At 58.8% G+C, this 19,221-nt stretch carries 15 protein-coding genes; 8 read left to right on the top strand and 7 right to left on the bottom strand.

Annotated elements, in window-relative coordinates; all coding sequences use genetic code 11:
- Nucleotides 1-1,269, top strand: coding sequence for an O-antigen ligase (locus tag EM858_RS03385; RefSeq protein WP_127755808.1), 1,269 nt, complete (start codon nt 1-3; stop codon nt 1,267-1,269).
- Here EM858_RS03385 and EM858_RS03390 read toward each other — a convergent pair.
- The 5 genes from EM858_RS03390 to EM858_RS03410 form a co-directional block, all read right to left on the bottom strand.
- Nucleotides 1,266-1,760 (bottom strand): hypothetical protein, encoded by a 495-nt coding sequence (locus tag EM858_RS03390; RefSeq protein WP_127755809.1) that lies wholly within the window; start codon nt 1,758-1,760, stop codon nt 1,266-1,268. The two genes, EM858_RS03385 and EM858_RS03390, sit on opposite strands and share 4 nt — an antisense overlap.
- An 85-nt stretch (nt 1,761-1,845) precedes the next feature.
- On the bottom strand, nt 1,846-3,204 hold the full coding sequence (locus EM858_RS03395; protein WP_035262274.1) for an HlyD family type I secretion periplasmic adaptor subunit: 1,359 nt from the start codon (nt 3,202-3,204) through the stop codon (nt 1,846-1,848).
- Nucleotides 3,205-3,212: 8 nt separating this feature from the next.
- A complete protein-coding gene (locus tag EM858_RS03400; protein ID WP_127755810.1) occupies nt 3,213-5,420 on the bottom strand; it encodes a type I secretion system permease/ATPase in 2,208 nt (735 codons plus the stop codon).
- Between the two features lie 82 nt (nt 5,421-5,502).
- Entirely contained in the window at nt 5,503-7,521 is a 2,019-nt protein-coding gene (locus EM858_RS03405; RefSeq protein WP_127755811.1) for a hypothetical protein, read from the bottom strand.
- A gap of 152 nt (nt 7,522-7,673) precedes the next feature.
- Nucleotides 7,674-8,639: a fibrinogen-binding protein gene (locus EM858_RS03410; RefSeq protein WP_080819143.1), complete on the bottom strand. Its 966-nt coding sequence runs from the start codon at nt 8,637-8,639 to the stop codon at nt 7,674-7,676.
- 914 nt (nt 8,640-9,553) lie between these two features.
- Here EM858_RS03410 and EM858_RS03415 point away from each other — a divergent pair.
- Complete coding sequence (locus tag EM858_RS03415; protein ID WP_035262289.1) at nt 9,554-10,327, top strand: response regulator transcription factor; 774 nt, start codon at nt 9,554-9,556, stop codon at nt 10,325-10,327.
- Nucleotides 10,328-10,386: 59 nt separating this feature from the next.
- On the opposite strand, the gene EM858_RS03420 is transcribed toward EM858_RS03415, so the two are convergent.
- The gene (locus tag EM858_RS03420; protein WP_127755812.1) at nt 10,387-10,737 is read right to left on the bottom strand and encodes a hypothetical protein; all 351 of its coding nucleotides are present in this window, start codon (nt 10,735-10,737) and stop codon (nt 10,387-10,389) included.
- Between the two features lie 393 nt (nt 10,738-11,130).
- Here EM858_RS03420 and EM858_RS03425 point away from each other — a divergent pair, with 393 nt between their 5' ends.
- The 5 genes from EM858_RS03425 to EM858_RS03445 are packed head-to-tail and all read left to right on the top strand — an operon-like array spanning nt 11,131 to nt 16,566.
- Nucleotides 11,131-12,153: a UDP-glucuronic acid decarboxylase family protein gene (locus tag EM858_RS03425; protein ID WP_080819141.1), complete on the top strand. Its 1,023-nt coding sequence runs from the start codon at nt 11,131-11,133 to the stop codon at nt 12,151-12,153.
- 1 nt (nt 12,154) lies between these two features.
- Complete coding sequence (gene galE, locus EM858_RS03430) at nt 12,155-13,138, top strand: UDP-glucose 4-epimerase GalE (protein WP_020811999.1); 984 nt, start codon at nt 12,155-12,157, stop codon at nt 13,136-13,138.
- Nucleotides 13,135-15,072: a glycosyltransferase family 2 protein gene (locus tag EM858_RS03435; RefSeq protein ID WP_127755813.1), complete on the top strand. Its 1,938-nt coding sequence runs from the start codon at nt 13,135-13,137 to the stop codon at nt 15,070-15,072. The genes galE and EM858_RS03435 overlap by 4 nt, the downstream gene beginning before the upstream one ends.
- A gap of 14 nt (nt 15,073-15,086) precedes the next feature.
- Entirely contained in the window at nt 15,087-15,590 is a 504-nt protein-coding gene (locus tag EM858_RS03440; RefSeq protein WP_127755814.1) for a DUF995 domain-containing protein, read from the top strand.
- 13 nt (nt 15,591-15,603) lie between these two features.
- Nucleotides 15,604-16,566, top strand: a complete 963-nt coding sequence (locus EM858_RS03445; protein ID WP_080819139.1) for a glycoside hydrolase family 26 protein — start codon at nt 15,604-15,606, stop codon at nt 16,564-16,566.
- Between the two features lie 50 nt (nt 16,567-16,616).
- Here the strand turns inward: EM858_RS03445 and EM858_RS03450 are convergent, their stop codons facing one another.
- Complete coding sequence (locus EM858_RS03450) at nt 16,617-17,801, bottom strand: AGE family epimerase/isomerase (protein WP_127755815.1); 1,185 nt, start codon at nt 17,799-17,801, stop codon at nt 16,617-16,619.
- 433 nt (nt 17,802-18,234) lie between these two features.
- Here EM858_RS03450 and bcsN point away from each other — a divergent pair, with 433 nt between their 5' ends.
- Nucleotides 18,235-19,137 (top strand): cellulose biosynthesis protein BcsN, encoded by a 903-nt coding sequence (gene bcsN, locus EM858_RS03455; RefSeq protein WP_127755816.1) that lies wholly within the window; start codon nt 18,235-18,237, stop codon nt 19,135-19,137.
- The last annotated feature ends 84 nt before the right edge of the window (nt 19,138-19,221 follow it).

The following is a 19,221-nucleotide window of genomic DNA, read 5'->3' on the forward strand; positions in this document are numbered from 1 at the left end:
ATGCGGATCGCCAAATCGGCGCTGATCGATCCCGAACGCAATGAGATTTACGGAATGGCGGCGGTTGCGCTGTCATTCTTCGTATTCGCTTACTCGTCGCGTTTCGGGCAAATCTCGGTTCTGGCCTATTATGGCATGTGGCTGCCGCTGGTGGTGGTCGATTACCGGCGCGTGCTCGGCAATTATCCGCGCTATCTCTGGATATTCGCCTTCGGCATCTTGACGGTTCTGTCCAGTTTCTGGTCGGAAGCGGCGTCTGTGACCATGCGCGCCTCCATCCAGTATATGACGCATATCGTCTGCGCGCTGATCGCCATGCGGGTGATCTCGATCCGGACCCTGACGCGCGGCGCGCTGATCGGCATCGCCGTCGTTCTGCTCTATTCGCTGCTATTCGGCATTTATCTCTTCGATGCGCTGGATGGCACCTATAGTTTCGTCGGCGCTTTCTCTTCCAAGAACCAGCTCGGCTTTTATGCCTCGCTCGGCGTCATTTTCGCCGCCGCATCGGTGCTGGTGCTCAAGCAAAGGGGCATCTGGTTGCCGCTTGCCGGCGTCACCGGGCTCCTGTCGGCCTATAGCCTCCTTGCGTCCCAATCGGCCACATCCACTATTACCACGGCGGCGGTGGTCGCGCTCATCATCGGCTTCATTCCCATCGGCATGCTTTCGCCGGCAAACCGCAAGATGACGTTTTTTGTGCTCGGTGGTCTCGGCGCATTGCTGGCGGTCGCTTCCCTGCAATTCGGCCTGCTGGACGCCATTCTCGGCATTTTCGGCAAGGATTCGACGCTGACCGGCCGAACTTATCTCTGGCAGCAGGGCATCGAGGCGGCGAAACAGACGCCGATCCTCGGCGTTGGTTATCAGGGGTTCTGGGTTGCGGGTTTTCCCGACGCCGAACGGCTGTGGAACGATTTCTTCATTACCGGCCGCAGCGGCTTCCATTTCCATAATACCTATATCGAAACCGTGGTGGAAAACGGCTTCGTCGGCATGCTGCTGCTTGGCATGGTGCTTTACGGAACGCTGCTCGGGCATCTGCGTTCGGTGCTGATGCGCAAGAGCGATCCGCAGGGCGTCATCCTGTTTGCGATCTGCGCCCTGTTTGTCGTGCGTTCCTTCGTGGAGATCGACATCATCTTCCCCTACCAGATCGGCTCGTTCATGCTCTATTTTGCAGCCGGTAAACTGTGCCTCCCGGCAAGGGCTGCGGAGGGGAGCGAACCTCACCCGGCAATCGGCATGCGGTTACCAACGAGAGCCTAGAGATAATCCGCAGAGACATGCGGACTGGCATGGATGAAACTCCACATGTCCTTGCTGACATCGACGATGTCGGCGATGGATTTTTCGAGCTGCCCGATTTCCTTCTCGTCCATGCACTCCACCTTGCCGTAGCGCACCTGACTGTCATCCTCCACCAGCCGCATGAGCTGCGTGCTGGCGATTTCGCCCTTTTCGTCGAAGGAATAGATGCAGTGATTGTATTTGTTGCGCGTCTTTGCTTCCTTCTTCAGCCGCGCCATGATGGAGAGGATGGTCTTGCGATCCTTCGCATCGGTGGAGGGAAGCTTCGCCAGGCGCTCGATCAGATCCATGCGCGCCCGCGTGGTGTTGAGTGTCAGGAAGACGACGATGGCCGCTTCCTTTTCCACTTTCAGGAGATGGACGATCAGATAGATCATCAGGCTTTCCGTGTTGGTCCACACGTAATTCAGCCTGCCGACCAGCAGCAATACATCCGACATCGCCGCCATGCCGCTTCTCCCGCCCCGACGAAACATATTTGGATATTATATGCCGACCGCTGTGGAAAAGACAGTGTAGGTTACTGATATTTCTTCATCTTTCCTTGAAAGCACGGGACATGCTGTCGGAGATCGGCTTGGTCAGATATTCGAAGAAAGTACGCTCCGAAGTCTGGATCAGCACGTCGGCCGGCATGCCGGGCACGGGGTGGAAATTGTGAACCTTGGCGATTTCCTCGTCGGGTATCTGCACCCGCACGATATAGACGTCCTTGACCTGAAGGCCGGCATTTTCCTCGATGCTGTCGGCTGAAACGTAAAAGACCTTGCCATTCAGAACCGGTGTGGTGCGGCGGTTGAGCGCCGACAGGCGGATCGCGGCCGTCTGGCCCTCATGCAGCTGGTCGATGGAGGTTCTCAGCACCTGCGCCTCCAGAATAAGGGGCACATGAGCAGGCAGGATCTCCATGATCGGCTTGCCGGTGGTGATAACGCCGCCCGGCGTGTGGTAATAGGCGCGTACCACGGTTCCATTGACGGGGGAGCGGATGACGGTACGTTCCAGCACTTCGGCGGCGCCGCGCACCTGTTCGCGCACGCTGTCGAGATCGGATTCGGCGGTTTCCAGCGCATCGAGCGCCGCCTGCTTGTTGGCGTTGACGGCAATGACCGCTTCCTGCCGGAACTTGGCGATTTCCGCCTCGCTCTGGTTCATTTCGCCGCTCAGGCGGGCGATATCGCCCATGGCGTCGGCGATGGCGCGCTCCAGTGCCAGCATGTCGGTCTTGCGAATGACGCCGTCCTTGGCGAGCCGCTCCTTGGAGTCGCGCTCCTGTGTCAAAAGCGCCAATTGCCGGTCGAAGGACTGTTTCTGGCCGTCATAGCCCGCATAGCGGAACTCCAGCGACCGGATATTCTTGTCGATCAGGTTCATCTGTTCCTCAAGCTTGATGAGCTTGCTGTGGAACACGATGTTCTGGCTCTGGATGATGGAGTTGATATCTGGATCGCCGGCTTCCTTCATGACGATATCCGGCACCTTGAAGCTTTTTGCGCCCTGGGCCTCTGCGCGCAGGCGCACCACGATGGTTTCGAGGCGAAGCCGCCGCAGCTGCAACATACGCTCGTTGGCAAGCGCCGTCGTCTTGTCCAGCGTCAGAAGAACGTCGCCTTCCTTGACCGTGTCGCCTTCGCTGACCATCATTTCCTTGATGATGCCGCCTTCCAGATGCTGGACCACCTTGTTGTTGCCGGTGGCGACGAAACTGCCCTGGGCGATGATGGCGGAGGAGAGCGGTGCGGTGCCGGCCCAAAATCCGAAACCGCCGAAGGAGGCGAGCAGCACGGCAAGACCGATCGAGCTGTGCAGGCGGATCGAGCGCGGCACCTCGCTGTACCATTCGAGCTGGCCCTGGGGTTTGACTTCGGCAATGGCGTTTTTCTTCTTGAACATAATGGTTCTCAACCCTCGATCTGCGGGGACTGGTTGGCCTGGCGGCCATTGCCGGAAAGCGCCTTCAGCACGTCCATCCTTTCGCCGAACATGGCGACCGATCCGTCCTTCAGCACCATGATCTTGTCGACGCATTGAAGCAGCGCCGGCCGCTGGGTGATGGTGACGGTAGTGATGCCCTGTCTTTTGGCGTGCAGCAGCGCCTTGGCCAGCGCCTGTTCGCCCTGCGTATCCAGATTGGAGTTCGGCTCATCCAGCACCACGAATTTCGGATCGCCGAAAAAGGCGCGGGCAAGTGCGATGCGCTGTTTCTGCCCGCCGGAAAGCGGTGCGCCATCGGCGGCGACCACGGTTTCATAACCCTGCGGGAAACCGGCGATCAGCTCGTGCACATCGGCCAGCACCGCCGCCTCATAAATCTGCCGGTCCTCGATATCGTCGCGCATGCGGCAGATATTGGCCTTGATAGTGCCGGGGAAAAGCTGCACGTCCTGCGGCAAATAACCGATGCTTTCACCGAATTGTCGCTGGTCCCAGTTGCGCAGATCCATGAGATCGAGGCGCACATTGCCTGACGTCGGTAGAATGGAGCCCACCAGCATCTTGCCGAGTGTCGTCTTGCCGGAGCCGGAATTGCCGATGATGGCGAGCGACTCTCCCTTTTTCAGCGAAAAGGAAATACCGTTCAAAATCACCTTCTTCTGCGGCGGCGGCACGAAGAGGATGCGCTCGACGTCGAGACGCCCTTCCGGGTTGGGAAGGCGCAGACGCGGGAAATTGAGTGGCGAATTGATGAGAAGCTGCTTGATGCGGCCATAGGAGGCGGCGGATTTGTTGAACTGGTGCCAGCCTTCTATCGCGCCTTCGATGGGCGCCAGCGCCCGGCCGGAAATGATGGAGGCCGCAATCACCATGCCGCCGGTCAGTTCGCCGGATAGCGACAGATGCGCGCCCCAGCCGAGCAGCGCCACCTGGGTAATCATGCGCGCCGCCTTGGAAACGCCGGAGAACATGATGTTGCGATCCTGCGCCGCCACATGCGACTTCAGCGAGCCGGCGGTTTCGCGGCCCCACATTTTCACCGCTTCGGGGATCATGGCGAGCGCATTGATGATCTGCGAATTGCGCGACATGGAATCGAGGTGGAAATTGGCGCGGCTGAGATAACCGGAAGCCTCCGAAAACTGTCTTGCGGTGAAGCGCTGGTTCAGCCAGGCGATGCCGAACAGCACGGCGCAGCAGACCATGATGATGATGCCGAGATGCGGATGGACGAGATAGACCACCACGATGAAGAGCGGCATCAGCGGCGCATCGAGAAAGGCGATGAGCGTGCCGGAGGTGAGGAAGGAGCGCAATTGCTGCAGATCCTGCAAGGTCTGATAGTCCTTGCCGCTGCCATGCAGGGAAGCGCGGGCGGCGGCGGACAGGATCGGTGCGCCAAGCTGCACCTCGAGTTCGACGGCGGTGCGCATCAGGATGAAGCGGCGGATGGCGTCCATGAAGGCCTGCAGCAAAACCGCGCCAAGGACGGCGACCGTCAGCATCACCAGCGTATCCATCGAACGGCTGGTCAGAACCCGGTCGGAAATCTGGAACAGATAAAGCGGGATGGCGAGCAGCAGGACGTTGATGGCGACCGTGAACAGCATCACCACCACCATGTTGCGCCGCACGGCGGCGATGCCCTTGGCAAGGCTTGCGGCGAAATTGATCGGCTCGCTGCGTTTGTGAAAACCGCTCTGGCTTCCACCGCCGCCGCCGCCACCGCCGCCGCCACCGCCGTTGTCCGTCGGCTCCTTGCCGCCGCCGCCCGTCACCGGCCGGCGTTCGTTTTCACGGATCGGACCGTCATTATTGTCGATGGTCTTGACGAAAGGCAGGTCGGCATTGTCGATCTTGGCCTGCGGTTCCGGCGGGGAGGCGGGTTGCCGGTCCCGTTGAGGTACCGGCCTTTCCGGGGGAACATCCCGCAATTGTTCCGCCTGTTCCGTTTTTGCATGCGGTTGGGAGAGAATTTGTGGGGAGGCTGTCTGTGCAGGGGATGAAATGTCTTTTGCCGTCTGTTCCGCGCCGGATAGTTGGCGCAGGTTTTCGACGGCTTCATTGATTGCTGAAATACAGGCGTCCGTCAGTTTGCTGTCTTCCGCGTCCTGATCCAGCGGCAAGTCCAGCGAGCGTCCGTCGGCAATGGTTTTTCTAGAAATATGATCCATTTTATATCGGTCCCCTCGATGTTCTTATAGTGTCTGCGGTTCGGCTGTGAGGGGACGTGTTTGCCGCCCCGCTTGCCAAAATCTACGCGGTCACCGCCTGCATGACGTCGGCAGAATGCCCGTTCGACCATGACAGGTCGTGACCGGCATTGATGACGCCATCGGATTCGTTTTCGATGGTGGCGGGATCGTCGTGAAGAAAGGCGATGACCTCGTTTGCCAGTTGGCCTTGCTGGGGTTGCGACGTATCGTTTTCGATGATGCCGCCCTGTATCAGGATGGCATCGGAATAAACGCCGCCGGCGACATAGGTGGTGGAGCCGAAGCTGTCGTAGTCGACGATCTGCGCCAGATTGACCACGGCATTGCTGCCGGTATCGATATGGACGGTGGCGTCCTCGTTATTTTCGAGAACCTTGGCGGCGGCCTGCGTCACATCGTCGGAATCGCCCAGCACGCTCACCTGTTTTATGATGCTGACATCATAGAGATTGCCGGTGATATAGAGGACGTTCAGACCCTCATAGCCGGCGAAATTGACGTCATGGGCAAGCGCATCCGGCATGTTGGGATCGCGCTCGTTGATGGCGTTCACCGTCTGGTTCATATAGTCCGGCATGGTTTCGAAACGGTCGTTGCTGCCGACATTGTGGATGGCGGCGTCGTTCCACAGCAGGTTGTTGCTGGACTGGATGGTGGCGCCTTCCGGCGCATCGGAATTGGCGCGCGCCCAGTCATTGTCGTACAGCACGGCGATCTGGCTGATGATGTTCATGTCCAGCACATTGCCGCCGACGATGATCAGATCGTATTGCATGCCGATGCCGAGGAAATTCGCAATGTTGAGCGCGGCGTTGCCGCCTGTCAGCAGGCTGACGGTGGCGCCCGAGGTCGTTATCGTCATCGTGTCGTTGTCGCTGACGAACTGGTATTGCTCGATCCAGTGCACGAAGGAAACGTCTCCTTCCAGCACGCTGACGCGCCAGGCGGTCGGAAATATCGGCGGTTCGCCGTTTTCCTGACTGCTGTTTTCCGTGTTTTCAGCGCCCGGATAGACGCTGCGCTCGAAGCTGGCGATATTGAAGGCCGCCGTCGCCGCCTGATCTTCCGACCGTGTGAAAACGGAGTCGATCTCGTCCCGGTCGCTATAGATATAGGCCTGGGTGATCGCGTCGATCTGGTGATAGTCGCCCATGACGGCGGTTACCGACGTCATGACACCGGTATTGACCAGCGTGGCGATGTTGGCGACGACATTGGCGCCTGCGGCGACATCGAGGCTGTTGCCGGCAGGGCTGTCCTCATGCAGCGAAACATCGCTCTTTTCCGGCTCTTCCGCCGGTTTGGCGATACCGCGATCGGGCATGTAGTCATCGAGCATCGGCTTTTCGCTGGCTATCGAGCCGTTGATGTAAAGCCCGTCGATGTCATTGCCGGCCAGAACGAAATCCTGATCCGCACCGGTGCCGAGCGATGTCACATCGTTTTCGCGGGCATGGTCGATATAGTCGTGCGCGGATTTGGCGAGCGCCTGCAGGGCTTCGTAACTATCAGTGCGCTGGAAACCGGCGAAAGGCGTGAAGGCGGACGCTTCATTGTAGAACTCGACGGTGCGCTCTGTCACGAAGCTGGTGTCGCGCCACGCATAAGGGCCGTCCGTCATGTTCAGATAGTCGTCGTCCTGAAGAATATTGACCTGCGCCACATGCGCGATGACCGAACCGGGACCGGTGTGAACCACCAGTTCATATTCCTCCTCAAAGGAAAGTCGGCCGGGAAAACGGAAATTGACGCCTGAAATATCGACAGGGATGGCATCTGCGAGCCGCTGCATGTCGTGCTCGACCATGCGCGCGAAATGCGGCTGCAGATAATCGAAATCATAATAGCCGGCGCGGTAGTTGACGCCGGGATCGTAGTCCTTGAGCGGAACGTCATAGTTCTTGTCGAGCAGCTTTGCTGCTTCATCGTCCGGCAAACGGTCCGGATCGGAATGCGCCGGGCCTTCGCTGTAGTTGGTTCTCAGACGCGCTTCCTCGATCACCGTGTCGAACAGGCCGATGAAATGCGCAATCATGTCCGAAATCTTGTCGATATGCATTGGAGGTCCCTCCCTGATCATCGCGGCAGAGCCTTAAGGCTGCGGAGGGCACACGTCCTGGAGGCGGTGCTTCGTTTTACGCAACCCCGGTCCTTCAACCGCGAACTGCACCGGCGGATGCCGGTGCAGCTCTTTTCGTCAAGAGGTGGTTATCAGGAGTGATCCTCACCGACGTCCGATACATGCGAGTTACCGCCTGTGATCGTGACATCAACTGCGTTGGAGAGCATGTTGGCGCCCTGCACCAGTTCCAGATGGAAGCCGGAATTTGCAAGGATTGCCGATGCATCCGCAGTGCTGGTGCCTGCTGCGTCGTCGCCGGCCTTGAGGTCCCATCCCTTGCCGTCGATGCCTTCGGCGCCATAGGCGTCACCGGCATTGGCGCTCAGGTGGTTTTCCGCACCGCCATTCTGCATCTTGATGTCATAGGCCTCATCCTGGTCTGCCAGGTGGTTGGCCTGCACCATGCTGAAGCCGGTGTCGTTGCCATCGCCGTTGAGCGAGCCGTTGAGGATATTGTCGACATCGAGGGTGAAGGAGAAGTCGTCACCCAGATTGAAGGTGAGGTCTCCGCCGGCGATGCCCAGATTGCCGACATCCTTGACGCCCGTGATGTTGCCGAAGTCGTCATCCGACTTGTAGAAACTGTCTGCGGAGTTGAAGCTGTCGGAGGTCGTCGTGGTCTTGGTGGAGGTGTCGTTGTCGGAATAGTTGGACGTCTTTGTGTCCGTATCCGTGATCGTTTTCACATTGGTGTCGTTGTCGCTGTACGACTTGCTTTCATAGCTCCAGTCGTAGTCGACCTTGATATCGGTGTTGGTTTCGGTGCTGGTCTTGGTGGTCGTGTCGTTGTCGCTATAGGACTTGCTGTCATAGCTCCAGTCATAGTCGTTGTCGCGATTGTCGCCGTTATTGGCGTCAACATCGATCTTGGCGTCAACATCCACATTGGTGCTGTTGTCGCTGTTGTCGTTGTTGCGGTTTTCACCGTTTGCGGTGCCGACGTTGCTGTCTTCCACCTTGGCGTCATTGGTCGACGTGTTGGCGAAACCCTCGGAAAGCGCGCCGATCTTGGTGATATCGTCGTCGCTGCCGGCAGACTTATGATCATAACCCATTTCGATTTCCTCCGAAAAAGCTCGGAGCAGCTTTCGAAATCCCTCTCATCTCAAACGGGATTTTTTCGCGCTTGCCCCGGGTAGCATGAAGATTGATGTTTTGCAGATGCACTCGGTACGCATCATCTGCGGTTCGGTAGTGGCCCGTGATCGGGCTCTTTTCGTTCAGCCCTTGTGCGCTACTCGGTAAAACGGCGCACAAATCCGTTCCTCGCTCCAGCAGGGGAGCGCGGTGGCTTCGTCTTTTCGCTTGCATGGTTTCTTGAAAAGGGACCGGCGTTTTTCAAACACACGTCAAGGCCGGAGGTGTCTTTCCATCGGTCGTTGTTTCCAGCGACGGTCAGACTGTGCCGCAGAAAAATCGCGCTTCCTAGATATCAATTCGGGTTAAACCCATCGGCGCTTTACCCGAATATATATGTCGCAGGCGGTTGTCGGCGGGTTCATTCGCCGGTTTGGCCTTAAAAAAACGCCGCTTCGTCAGAGCAGGGCGGCTTTTTCGGGAAACATGGTTTATTTCGGTGGAAAAACGCCTTTATCCCGAAAAGGAACAGGCTGCAGCGTGCTTCGCCGGCGAGCTATGTAAAGGGATATCAACTAAAAGTTATATTTTCCTGGAAGGCAAAACCACAGCGAAAGCTTTTCCGATGTGTTTGTTTTTGCAGCGGTTACAGAATGAACGATTCTATCCCGGCGTAACCTATTTTGTATGTCAATTGTAAAAAATAACCCGTTTGGGCCATTTATTTACACAGCTTTTCGTATTAGCGTGTGTTAATTAACGGGTAATTAATGATAGTTGACATGGCCTAAAGCGGAGAATCGCCCCCAAGTATTCAGGGGAAAGATAGCCGGCGGACAACAGACTGCACAACCAAAAGAAAGTAATGCGTAAGCGCTTGAGGGAGGCGTCAATGTTCATGGGAACGTCAGATTATGCGGCAAAACAAAAAAACGCCGTTGCTCCTATAAATGGAACTTTATTGGTCATAGCGGATCCGGACCTGTTTTCCGAGTGCCTCATGGAGGCGCTGGGCAAAAAGTTCCCCACATTCGCGGTGGTGAGCGTAAGGTCGTCGGCGGGCATCGAGGACGACTACGGTAACAATGTACGGCTGGTTTTGCCTTACCGGATGTCGGGGGATCGTCTTCATGCCGTTCTTTCGGAGGTTCGGGAAAAACATCCCGACGCGCCGATCGCGCTCGTCGTCGAAACCATCGATAAATTCGAGGAGCCGCTGAAAAGGCTGGTGGGAATGCGCGTCATCGATGGCGTGCTGCCGCTCAATCTCAGGCTCGATGTCTTCATGGCGGCCGTCGATCTGCTCATGAAGGGTGGGGAACATTTTCCTGCTGCTCTTCTCGGCAAGCTCACGCCCTATTCGCCTTCGGTCAACAGCAAGAGTGTTCAAAGCAATGCCGTGATCGCCAACCGCGCCGATGCCCTTGCCGCAAGCAGGAGCGACGTGGCGGCGCTGACGACACGCGAGGTGCAAATCCTCGATCTGCTTTGCAAGGGAACGCAAAACAAGATCATCGCTGATCGGCTGCATCTGTCCGAGAACACCGTCAAGGTTCACGTTCGCAATATCTATAAGAAAATGAACGTGCGCAACCGCACGGAGGCGGCGTCGCGCTTCTTCAATAAAGATGAAGACACGACGTTCTCCGGCGGCTGGAAGAACTGAGCGTCAGGGCGGCTAGAGCCGTCCGGACGCCAGTTCCCTCCGGTATTTCTCCAGGAGGCTCAGGGCCTCAGGAAGCAGCGGGATTTCTGCCCGAATCCGCTCGGGGAGCAGATATAGGGAGAGGAGCCCGAGTAGGACTGCCGCGATGCCGCGGGTGTGCCCGAGGCATCGGCAACAAGCGTAACGGCTGCGTTGCCGGTTTTTTGATAACCGTAGGACGCCTTCGCCGGAGCGACCCGGCTCTTGGTCGTGGCGGTACTGGCCGACGCGGTCTTGATGAGAACGGCGTCTTCGACCACGGAGCATGAAGCCGTCGTGAAGGTGAAAGTTACAAGTGCTGCGGCAACAAGCGCGAAGCGACAATGGCGGGCTGCTTTGCCGCTATGGGAATAAGGCATTTCATTCGTCATGTGTGTCCCCTGAAATCGACTGTCTGTCGCATCTCGCCGGGCGGTTTTGTTCCCGGTGGACCGAGCCTTACAAAACCAGGATAGCCCCGACTGGTTGAGCGAAGCTTGCGCTAATGCTCAATAAGAAAGGCATAATAGAGGCATAGTTAAAAAGTATTAAATCAAGGGGCTATTTTGAGTAATTTTTGGTAATCAATTGTAATATTTTGATAAAATGAAGTTGACCTGTTTTCTGCCGCGCCTATCATGAAAGTTGAAATTTATCCGATCGAAATATTAAACCTCCAGAAGAAGTAAAAACCGGAGGATGATATTCAAGATATCGTACAATCGGGAGTTTGATCCAGTTTAGGTGAATCAGCTGCGCTGATTCCTCATGGGGAGGATTGTGTAATGCGTAATTTCGTTCCCAACGAACACGACAACGGTGTCACCATCTACTCCGAATGGAGACCTGGCCAACGCGTTCTCGTTAATGGCGGCGCCGGTTTTCTAGGTTCCCATCTTTGCGAGCGCCTGTTGAGCTGCGGTCACGAGGTGATCTGTCTCGACGATCTTTCGACCGGGCGCACCGCGAATGTGGCGCATTTGCGGGACAATAAGCGGTTTTTGCTGGTCGAGCACGATGTGCGCAAACCCTATGACATCGATGTCTCGCTGATCTTCAACTTCGCTTCACCGGCTTCGCCGCCCGATTACCAGCGCGATCCGGTCGGCACGCTGCTCACCAATGTCCTGGGTGCGGTCAATGTGCTGGAAGTGGCGCGCAGATGCGGTGCAACCGTCGTGCAGTCGTCGACATCGGAAGTCTACGGCGATCCGCACGTTAATCCGCAGCCGGAAACCTATTTCGGCAATGTAAATACAATCGGGCCGCGAGCTTGTTACGATGAAGGGAAGCGCAGCGCCGAAACGCTGTTTTTCGATTATCACCGTAGCTTCGGTGTCGATATCAAGGTGGGACGCATCTTCAACACCTATGGGCCGCGCATGCGACCCGATGATGGACGTGTGGTTTCGAACTTCATCGTCCAGGCTCTGAAGGGTGCCGACATCACCATTTACGGCGATGGCAGCCAGACCCGTTCCTTCTGCTATGTCGATGACCTGATCGACGGTTTCCTGCGCTTCTCGGCCAAGCCGAAGGATTGCACCGGGCCGATCAATATCGGCAACCCGAGCGAAATTCCGGTGCGGCAGCTCGCCGATATCGTCATCCGCATGACGGGCTCCCGTTCGCGCATCGTGCATCTGCCCGCCGCGATCGACGATCCGCAGCAGCGCCGCCCCGATATTTCGCGGGCAAAGGAGCTGTTGAGATGGCAGCCGCGCGTGCCGCTCGAAATCGGCCTGGAAAAAACCATCGTCTATTTCGATGCATTGCTGGCCGGCAAGACTGTGGCGGAGGCCGTATGAGATGCCCCGCACAATCCTCGTCACGGGCGGGGCCGGATTCATAGGCAGCCACATCTGCAAGGCGCTGGCCCAATCCGGCTTCAAGCCCATCGCTTACGACAATCTCTCGACGGGTCACGCGGATTCGGTTCGCTGGGGTCCCTTCATCGAGGGCGACATTCTCGATCGCGGCCTTTTGAAAGCCACGCTGAAGGAGTTCTCGCCGGCCTTCGTCATCCATTGCGCCGCCAATGCCTATGTCGGTGAGTCCGTCGAGGATCCACGCAAATATTATCGCAACAATGTCGGCGGCAGTCTTGCGCTGCTGGATGCCTGTCTCGACCAGAATATCGGCGGGCTGGTATTTTCTTCCAGCTGCGCCACCTATGGCGTGCCGCCGCAATTGCCCATCCGTGAGGAAACGGCGCAAATGCCGGTCAATCCTTACGGGCGCACGAAGCTGATCTTCGAAATGGCGCTCGATGATTATGCCGCCGCCTACGGTCTGCGTTTCGTGGCGCTGCGTTATTTCAATGCCGCCGGGGCCGATCCGGACGGTGAGCTTTACGAGCGCCATGAGCCTGAAACCCATCTGATCCCGCGGGCATTAATGGCTGCGGCCGCAAGGCTGCCGCAACTGGATGTCTTCGGGGCGGATTACGACACCAGCGACGGCACCTGCATTCGCGATTACATCCATGTCAGCGATCTGGCCGATGCCCATGTGGCTGCCGTCAATTATCTTGCCGAGGGCGGAGAGACGCTGCGCGTCAATCTCGGTTCCGGCCACGGTACATCGGTCGGCGATATCATCCGGGCGATCCACCGCGTAACGGGGCAGGAAGTTCCGGTCCATTTCGGCGCAAGACGCGCCGGAGATCCGCCAGCCCTGTTTGCGGATATAAAACGTGCGGAAGAAACGCTCGGTTTTATCCCGAAGCGTTCGGATATCGACACCATCATCCGGACGGCAGGTCCCGGTTTCGGACTGGAGGTGCGGTCATGAAAGCCCATTCCACCCCTTCCGTTCCATCGGCCCGGGCGGTTGCAGTCGCCAGCGATTTGCGGATGCTGCCGGTCTTTGCCGGCTGGAACCGCACGGCCTATCTTCTCGGCATTGGCGGCTGGCTGGTGACGCTCGCCTATTTCTGGATCTGGTGGCTCGATCGCGATCGTGTCATCGACTGGCCCTATTATACCGTCGTTACGATGACGCTCGCGTGGATCACGCTTCTGCCATCCTATTTCATCTTCATCTTTCTGAACGCGAAGGTTGTCGACCGGCGCTCCCCTCTGCCACGGGGCAGGGTAGCGATGGTCGTCACCAAGGCGCCGTCGGAACCTTTCGCGGTGGTGCAGAAGACGCTGCTGGCCATGCTCGAACAGAAGGGCCTGGAATTCGACGTCTGGCTTGCCGATGAGGCTCCGGATGCGGAAACGCTGAAATGGTGTGGCGCGCACGGCGTTTTCGTTTCCACCCGACAGGGTGTCGCGGAATATCATCGCAAGACGTGGCCGCGGCGCACACGCTGCAAGGAAGGCAATCTCGCTTATTTCTACGATCACTACGGTTACGAGCGTTATGATTTCGTCGCCCAGTTCGATGCGGATCATGTGCCGGAACCGGATTATCTGCGCGAGATCATCCGTCCCTTTGCCGATCCGAAGGTGGGATATGTTTCGGCCCCGAGCATCTGCGACGCCAATGCCGGTGAAAGCTGGGCGGCGCGCGGCAGGCTTTATGCCGAGGCGAGCCTGCATGGCGCGCTGCAACTGGGTTACAATAATGGCTGGGCGCCGCTCTGCATCGGCTCGCATTATGCCGTGCGCACGAAAGCCCTGCGGGAGGTCGGCGGCCTTGGGCCGGAGCTTGCCGAGGATCATTCCACCACGCTTCTGATGAATGCCGGCGGCTGGCGCGGCGTTCACGCCGTCAACGCCATCGCCCATGGCGACGGGCCGGTGACCTTTGCCGATCTCATCGTGCAGGAATTCCAGTGGTCGCGCAGCCTGATGACCATTCTGCTGCAATATTCAGGGCACTACGTGCCGAAGCTGCCGCCGCGGCTGAAGTTCCAGTTCCTGTTTTCGCAGCTCTGGTATCCGCTGTTTTCCGGCTTCATGGCGCTGATGTTCGTGCTTCCCGCCGTTGCGCTGATGCGCGGCGATGTGCTGGTCAACGCATCCTATCCGGCGTTTCTGGCGCATTTCCTGCCGGTTTCGCTGATCATGATCGTGTTTGCATTCTTCTGGCGGTCAACGGGCGCCTTCCGCCCGCATGATGCGAAGCTCTTCAGCTGGGAGGCCATGGTATTTCTGTTCCTGCGCTGGCCCTGGTCGCTGATGGGCGTGCTGGCGGCGATACGCGACACGATCCGTGGCGATTTCGTCGATTTTCGCATCACCCCCAAGGGCACGCAGGCAAAACCGCCGCTGCCGCTGAGGGTCGTCGCGCCTTACATTCTTCTGGCGGCGCTTAGCCTCGTGGCCATGGTTCTGGCGCCGCGGGAAAACGGGGCGGAGGGCTTCTTCGTCTTCGCCGCCATCAATGTGGCGATCTATGCGGGCCTTTCGGTGTTTCTGCTCATCCGCCATGCGATGGAAAACGGCTTGCCAAGGCTGCCGGCATTGCGCGGGGGAGCGACCGCCGCCGCCTTTTCGTTGCTGTTGGTGGCGGGCAGTGCCGTACAGCTCAGCTCCCATGCGATCGGCGGGCTGGAGGCCCTGTCGCACGGGCAGCCCTATGTCAGTTTTACCGAAACGCGGTTCACGGTCGCCGGTGCGGGCGTGGAAGGTGCGAGATCGGTGCGTCTGAAACTGCGCATTGCCGTACCGGGACTGCGCGGACCGCAGGAAATGCAGGCGGAACCTATCGTGACGCCGCCGCCAGCGGTGGCAACCGGAGAGATCATGCTGGCCGACAATAGGGTCGGACAATGAAGGAGGAGGCTGTGATGAAAACAACAATAAGCAAATGCGGATTCTCCGCTTTCGTACTCTGTCTTGCGGTGGTCGCGCCAAGCGCGGTCCACGCTGCAGGCGGCACGAAGACGCCGAAACCGCTCAGAACCAGCGAAGTCGTGGACATGTACTTCGACAAGACCTGGAAATGGGAAACGGGCGGTGGACGCTTCATCGCCCAAGACCGCAAATTCATCGCCGCAACGGAAGAAAAGGGCAAGAAGTCCATCGGTGAAGGCCGCTGGACCGTCGATGCCAACGGCACCCTGTGCATGCGCGCCACCTGGAAAAGCGCTGCAGGAAACGGCAAGGCCGATACCTGCTTCGACCATGGCCGCATTGGCAAGGTGCTCTACCAGCGCAAGCAGGGCGGGCCGTGGTATGTGTTCCGGCACAACCCGCCACGCCCTGGCGATGAGTTCCTCAAACTCGTCCGCAAGGACGATGTCACGCCGCAGATCGCCGCTTACGACAAGGCGATGACGGCAACAAGGTAGGGAGTAAGGTGTCATGCAGATAACAAGAAGAAAACTTCTGTTCGCAGGTGGTGCCGCCGCAGCCTTTACCGCCGGCATGTATCCGGTGCTCAAGCTCGACGCACAGGGTGTCGCCCCCATGACGTCGACGGGCATGAAGACACTTGCCGACAAAAGACCGACATTGCATGCGGACGGCATCCGTTTCGGTGCCTACGATCCGCACGGCGATTTCACGGCCCAGGCCGGGGTGGCGTCGGAACATCTGTTCCTGCCCTGGGAAGACGTGGATCTCGACAGTCTCGCACTTGCGGATGCCTACGCTCTGGAGCGCAAGCGCAACGTGCTGATCACGGTCGAACCCTGGTCCTGGGACGTCAACTGGCGGCTCACCTCCGACGAGTTGCGCCGCAAGGTGATGAGAGGCGACTATGACCAGAACATGCAGGCGATCGCCGCGCGCATGTCGGCGATGAAGAGCCCGCTCATCCTGCGCTGGGGACAGGAAATGGAAGACACGTCCGGCCGCTTCTCGTGGTCGGGCTGGAACCCGCGTGATTACATCACGGCGTATAAACGCATGGTGGACATGACCCGCAAGGCTGTTCCCAGCGTCAAGGTGATGTGGTCACCGAAAGGTCTGGACGGTCTGCAGGCCTACTACCCGGGTGACAGTTACGCCGATCTGGTCGGCCTCTCGGTCTTCGGTCTCGAGGAGTACGACAAGATCGAATATGGCGGACCGAAGACCTTCACCGATCTGCTGCGCAAGGGTTATGGACTTGTCGAAACCTTCAACAAGCCGGTCTGGGTTGCCGAACTGGGTTATGAAGGCGGCGATTCCTATGTTCGTCCGTGGATGAATGACGTGACGCTGAAACAGGCGGATTTTCCGAAGCTGGAAGAGGTCGTCTATTTTAACGACAAGGATGTTCACCCCTGGCCGCACAATCTCGGCAGACCGGACTGGCGCGTCGTGCGCCCGGCCAAGGCCTGATCGAGGTCGAAAACCGGCGAGCGGCAATGCCGCTCGCCGGCGGTCCAATATTAGCTGGCCGTCACCAGCACGGCCTCTGCCTCATATATGGCGCAGACGATGTGATAAAACGTGCTTGCCGGCGCCGGCTCGTCGAGCATCGGCCTGTCGGCCGGCCATTTGTCGAACCACAGGCCCTTGACCGGTGTGTCGAGGAAAGGCTGCAGCGCGCCGATGGCGCTGAGACCGGAGGCGAGGTAACGTTGACGCTCCTCACCGCCCGTGACGCTTGCAAGCCGCACCGAAGCCTTCAGCCATTCCGTCTGCGGCCATAACCGCGCCAGCCCGTCATGCACCGAAAAATCGTCGTAGAGGCTCATCACCGCCACCTTGCGGCGCGGGCAGATGCCATATTCCTCGCCGATCTCGAACAGCCGTTTTGCCTTGCCGATCGCTTCGTCGTTTCCACGCAGGCTGCCCCAGCGCACCAGAAGCCAGGCCCATTCGAACTGGTGGCCGGGTTCCATGATCCGGCCTTTGTCGCTGTCATGCGGTGTCCAGTCATGGGCGAAGAATTCGCGCAAGCCGCCATTGCCGCCATCGATGAAGCGGTTAAGCGCAAGATCGGCGATCTCGTCGGCCAGCGCCGACCATGGGCCGTCCGGGTCCTGCACCTCCCAGGCCAGCATCGCCTCGAAGAGATGCATGTGCGGATTGGAGCAGAGCGGCGTGCGCGGCGGGTTCGCTTCCTCGAAACCGGCGACCGGATGTCTGTAGTCGCGTTCGAGGATGGCAAGGATATCGAGCGCCCGGCCGCGCATCTCGTCCCGGCGCTCGGGAAGGCTTGCGGCCGCCTGTGCGGCGGCAAACAGCGCAAAGGCCTGATTGTAGAGATCGAAGGAGGGATCGATCAGCCGGCCGGTCTGGTCGGCAAGGTTGCCGTAAAGGCCGTTTTCAAGGCGATAGACCTTCTCGAACCAGGAAAGCCCGTGCAGGAGCGCGTCTTTCCACGGCCCCTGCCAGCCGTGCTGGCCGGCAGCGGCGAAACAATAGGCCTGGCGCGGCTGCACGCGGGCGCGGCGGTCATCGGAAAAAACCGGTTTCGCATCCTGGCCGAGACGTTCGTAAAAGCCGCCATCCGGGCGAGCCGAACCCGCCTCCCACCACAGGGGCAGGGCGTCCTCATCCAGCCATTTGCGTAATCTTCCGATCTCTTCGGCAAGCGTCTGCGCGATGCTCGGAAATTGCAATGTCATACGTCAACTCTCTGTTTTTACAGTTGAATAAAAAGCGGACCAATAAAAATACGTCATTATGGAGGCAAGTAGACCATGGGACATATTGCGCTGCAACCGTAAAATTATCGACCCGGCAGGAAGCCAACCCCCGGCAGCGCGATTGGTTCCGCCTTCTTCCGCGGCGAACATGGGGCGGCAACGATGATTCGTCAGTCATAAAGTGTCAGAAATTACAACGCAAATTTGAGATTGCTTATTCGTAGTCCTCACGTATTTCGTAACGATGGTCTGGTCATTAGTGATTCGGTCTCCTTTTAACCTGGGCGGCGTTGGGGAAATAAAGGGGCGTAAGGCAGTGAATTTTTCTGCCTATACTTCATTGCTGTTCTCCATTGCGGTTCTGTCGGGCTGCAATACTCCCGCGGGCGTCCGGTCCTTCGGGGGCCCTCAGATGCTGTCTCCTTCCGAGGCGCTGGTTTTCCCGCCGCCCGGTGGTCCCGAAATCGTTACCGTGGTCAACCGCACCTATTCCAACGCCGTGACGCAGCAGGTCATCTTGCGCTCCGAGGCCGCCACGCCCGGGCAGAACTACATCAAGGCCGAGTTTTTCGGTCCGCAACAAGCCGGCGATACGGGGGGTGACGCCCTGGCTTTTTCCGGTTTCAGGGCATCTTCCGTCGCGCGGGAAATCCGCGCCGAGTTTCCGGGCGAAAACATCGCCATGTCGGCAAATTACCTGCAGAACGGTTATGGCGCGTTCTCCTATGCTGCCGGCAGCGGCCGGGGTGACGATACCTGCCTTTATGGCTGGCAGGACATACGCTCGCCGGAAAGCATGCGGCAGGATTTCCGCAATCTCGGGCGCATCAAGGTGCGGCTGCGCCTTTGCCAGTCGGGCGCAAGCGTCGAGCGGCTGCTGGCGGTCATGTATAATTACACGATTACCGGCACCTATGCGTCGCCCAGCTGGAACCCTTACGGCACGCCGCAGGCGGTGGATAAAAATCTCGGGCGTCCGGGCCATCCGGTCTATCCCATAAAAGCGGATGAGGTGCCGATGCGGCCCGGCGGCGAGGTGACCGCCAGCGTGCCGTCCCGGCCCGTTCGCCGCACGGCTGCCGTTGCGCCGCCCGTCCAGCCGGAACCGCAGCCGCTTCCACCCGTTGCTGCAGTCAGTATCCCGTCGCCCGCATCGGCTGGCGCACCCCTCCAGCCTGTAAGGCCCACGGTGGCGGGCAGGCGCCTGGAAGGTGTGCCGGCGGATAGCGGCCGGCAACCGTCGCAGGCCCCGCAGGTATCCATTCCGTCGCCCGCATGTCTGTCCGGTTCGGGGGTGGCGTCAGGATGCAGGTGATCGCCGGAACCAGCGGGAAAGAGCACGCCAAGGCGCAGATCGCAAAAACTCCGGGCCGAAATTCCGGGTGGGGAAGACAACGGA

The organism is Agrobacterium sp. CNPSo 2736 (assembly GCF_004005385.1).
In the GTDB taxonomy this organism is placed as follows: domain Bacteria; phylum Pseudomonadota; class Alphaproteobacteria; order Rhizobiales; family Rhizobiaceae; genus Agrobacterium; species Agrobacterium leguminum.